The following is a 3,122-nucleotide window of genomic DNA, read 5'->3' as shown; positions in this document are numbered from 1 at the left end:
GCGTCACTGGACGCGGAGCGTCCCTAGAGGCATTCCCACGCGGAGCGTGGGAACGATCAGCCAGAATGAAAAAAACCCGCCTAAGCGGGTTTTTTTTACAACTCAGTTAAACTGACAGCTCAACCAACAGCTTGTTCAGACGGCGTACATACGCGGCCGGATCCTTCAAGCTGTCACCGGCAGCCAAGGCCGCCTGATCGAACAGAATATGCGACAGGTCGCCGAAACGCTCTTCGCTCTGCTCGTTGTCGAGCTTCTCGATCAGCGGGTGAGCCGGGTTGAATTCGAAGATTGGCTTCGATTCCGGAACCTTCTGACCACTGGCCTCCAGGATCTGACGCATCTGCATGCCCAGGTCCTGCTCGCCGATCGCCAGAATCGCCGGGGAATCGGTCAGACGGTGAGAAACCCGTACTTCAGCAACCGAGTCACCCAGTGCGGTTTTCAGACGCTCAACCAGACCTTCTTTGGACTTGGCGACTTCTTCCGCAGCTTTCTTGTCCTCTTCCGAGTCCAGATTGCCCAGGTCGAGATCACCGCGCGCCACGTCAACGAAGCTCTTGCCGTCGAAGTCGCTGAGGTAGCTCATCAGCCACTCGTCGATGCGATCGGTCAGCAGCAGCACTTCGATGCCTTTCTTGCGGAAGACTTCCAGGTGCGGGCTGTTTTTGACTTGCGCGTAGGTTTCGCCGGTCAGGTAGTAGATCTTGTCCTGACCTTCCTTGGCGCGAGCCAGGTATTCGGCCAGACCCACCACTTGCTCGCCTTCATCACCGTTGGTCGATGCGAAACGCAGCAGGCCAGCGATTTTCTCTTTGTTGGCGAAGTCTTCTGCCGGGCCTTCTTTCATGACCTGACCGAAGTTCTTCCAGAAGCCCTTGTATTGCTCCGGCTCGTTCTTCGCCAGTTTTTCCAGCATGTCCAGAACGCGCTTGGTCAGCGCCGACTTCATCGAATCGATGATCGGGTCTTTCTGCAGGATTTCCCGCGACACGTTCAACGACAGGTCATTGGAATCGACCACGCCTTTGATGAAACGCAGGTACAACGGCAGGAACGACTCGGCCTGGTCCATCACGAACACGCGCTGCACGTACAACTTCAGGCCTTTCGGCGCTTCACGCTGGTACAGATCGAACGGAGCACGGGCCGGCACATAAAGCAGCGAGCTGTACTCGAGCTTGCCTTCGACCTTGTTGTGGCTCCAGCTCAACGGGTTCTCGAAATCGTGAGCAACGTGCTTGTAGAACTCCTGGTATTCCTCGTCCTTCACTTCGGTGCGAGGACGGGTCCACAGGGCGCTGGCGCGGTTGACGGTTTCCCATTCAACGGCCGGCTGCTCTTCACCTTCAGCGGCGGCCACTTCTTTCGGCAACTCGATCGGCAGAGCGATGTGGTCGGAGTACTTCTTGATGATKTTGCGCAGACGCCAGCCATCGGCGAATTCGTCTTCACCGGACTTCAGGTGCAGAACGATGCGAGTGCCGCGCTCGGCTTTCTCAACAGTGGCAACTTCGAAATCGCCTTCGCCCTTGGACGACCAGTGCACGCCTTCGCTGGCGGCATCACCGGCACGACGGCTGAACACGTCGACTTTGTCGGCGACGATGAATGCAGAGTAGAAACCCACACCGAACTGACCGATCAGGTGCGAATCTTTCTTCTGATCGCCAGACAGGTGTTTCATGAAGTCGGCTGTGCCGGATTTGGCGATGGTACCCAGATGAGTGATCGCTTCTTCACGGTTCATACCAACGCCGTTGTCTTCGAGGGTGACGGTTTTAGCGTCTTTGTCGAAGCTCACACGGATTTTCAGTTCGGCGCCACCTTCCAGCAATTCAGGCTTGGACAGGGCTTCGAAACGTAATTTGTCGACAGCGTCAGAGGCGTTCGAGATCAATTCGCGAAGGAAAATTTCCTTGTTGGAATACAGCGAATGGATCATGAGGTGCAGCAGTTGCTTCACCTCGGTCTGGAAGCCCAGGGTTTCCTTTTGAGTTTCCACACTCATGGTCATCAAACTCCAATCAGATGGCAGTGGCCGCGACCTTCAGGGTCGGCGGCGGGTTGTCATCAGAGTTGGGGGCTGTGTTCAGGATTTCAAGGGCTCTTCAATTTTGAAATGGGCACGGGCCGTCGCAATGGGCTCGGATTCGGTGCTTTGCCACGCAGTAACGGCTACGTTGGCGACCCGGCGACCCTGTCGGCACACCTGACATTTGGCCCAGGTATCACGGAAATGCCCGGCGCGCAGGTAATCGAGAGAGAAGTCGATGATTTTCGGCACCCCCGGTGAGCCGGTGAAAATCAGCAGGTGCAGTGCGGCCGAAAGCTCCATGAACCCGGCAATCACGCCGCCATGAATCGCCGGCAACAACGGGTTACCAATGTTGTCCTTGTTGGCTGGCAAGCGAAACAGCAGATCATCCCCCACCCGTGAACATTCGACACCGATCAGTTTRGCGTAAGGAATCAGGTGCAAAAGTGACGCGTAGTCGCCCTCCTCGTGGGCCTGTTGCAGTTGTTCCTTGAAGGAATCAGTCATTGCGCACCTCCTGCGATGGCGCCGCCAAAGCCTTTAGTGCCTTTGATGGCTTTGCCCATACGCATGAACGTGCCGACAACGTGGGCGATGGGGTGCTCGGGATCGTCCTGATAGGCGAAACCGCGAGCAAATATCACATCAGTGGTCACTCGGTAGCATTGGGCAAAACCGTAGACATCTTTATGCGGTTCAGCGGCATGCATGTAGTCGATGCGCAGATCCAGGGTCGGGCAGACTTCAAATTCGGGCAGCACGCACAGGGTCGACATGCCGCAGGCAGTATCCATCAACGATGTCAGCGCACCGCCGTGGATCACGCCAGTTTGAGGGTTGCCAACGATTTGTGGGCTGTACGGCAGGATGACCGTTAGTCCGTCATTACTGGCGCTGTGTACCCGCAGCCCGAGTACCTGACAATGCCGGAGCGCTGACAAAAATCGCGTCGCACGCTCAAAAACAGGGTTTTCGGCCATGTGATAAAAAGCTCTAGTTAGTGGGGATCCGAAGTCTTGGAAAAAGCAAAAAGTTCCTTAAAGAAGAACCTTCATATATTTGTATGAAATGAGGAACTTATCAT

At 55.7% G+C, this 3,122-nt stretch carries 3 protein-coding genes; all 3 read right to left on the bottom strand.

Annotated elements, in window-relative coordinates; all coding sequences use genetic code 11:
- Positions 1 to 106: 106 nt before the first annotated feature.
- Complete coding sequence (gene htpG / locus AC1DRJ_RS22705) at positions 107 to 2,011, bottom strand: molecular chaperone HtpG (protein ID WP_477804119.1); 1,905 nt, start codon at positions 2,009 to 2,011, stop codon at positions 107 to 109.
- A gap of 81 nt (positions 2,012 to 2,092) precedes the next feature.
- Positions 2,093 to 2,545: a PaaI family thioesterase gene (locus AC1DRJ_RS22700; protein WP_477804118.1), complete on the bottom strand. Its 453-nt coding sequence runs from the start codon at positions 2,543 to 2,545 to the stop codon at positions 2,093 to 2,095.
- Positions 2,542 to 3,018, bottom strand: coding sequence for a PaaI family thioesterase (locus AC1DRJ_RS22695; RefSeq protein WP_477804117.1), 477 nt, complete (start codon positions 3,016 to 3,018; stop codon positions 2,542 to 2,544). Before AC1DRJ_RS22695 ends, AC1DRJ_RS22700 begins: the two co-directional genes overlap by 4 nt.
- Between the last annotated feature and the right edge of the window lie 104 nt (positions 3,019 to 3,122).

It is taken from the genome of Pseudomonas sp. P5_B2, from assembly GCF_056400445.1.
This window is presented reverse-complemented; position numbering and strand designations above follow the sequence as displayed.